At 70.7% G+C, this 634-nt stretch carries 1 pseudogene; it reads left to right on the top strand.

The window, feature by feature from the left end:
• A pseudogene (locus AC1ECW_RS16260) lies at positions 1-634 on the top strand (transposase family protein); the annotation flags it as partial.

Raw genomic sequence — 634 nt, 5'->3', positions numbered from 1 at the left:
CGAGGAAGCACGCGCGAGCCCGCAGGCCACCAAGGAAGACCGGCGGCGCATCAAGGAACTCGAGCGCGAGGTGCGCCGCAAGGACAAGGCGCTGGCCGAGACGACGGCGCTGCTGGTGCTGTCAAAAAAAGTCGAGGCGATCTTCAACAAGAACAAGGGCGAGGACGAATGATCGGCCTCGAAGATCGCCAAACCCTGGCCCGGGACATCGAAGCGGCGTGCGCTGCCGGCGCGCGGCTGGAGGCGGCCTGCGAGATCGCGGGCATCAGCGCACGCAGCCTGCAGCGCTGGAAGGCCCGCCAAGGCCTTGTGAAGGGCGATGGCAGGCCCCAGGCGGTGCGCCCCGTGCCCGATCACGCCCTGACGCCAGCCGAGCGCGAGCAGATCCTGTGCGTGGCCAACGAGCCGCGCTTTGCCGACATGCCGCCGGCGCGCATCGTGCCCATGCTGGCCGACGAGGGCCGATACATCGCCAGCGAGTCGAGCTTCCAGCGCGTGCTGCGTGCACACGGGCAAAACCGCCACCGCGGCCGGGCCCAGGCGCCGCGCGCGAGCCGGGCGCCGACCACCCACGTGGCCACCGCACCGCGGCAGCTGTGGTGCTGGGACATGACGTACCTGCCGCACCAGATCG

Source organism: Caldimonas hydrothermalis (assembly GCF_056746695.1).
The sequence above is the reverse complement of the archived record's forward strand: the minus strand, read 5'-3'. Positions and strand labels throughout refer to the sequence as shown.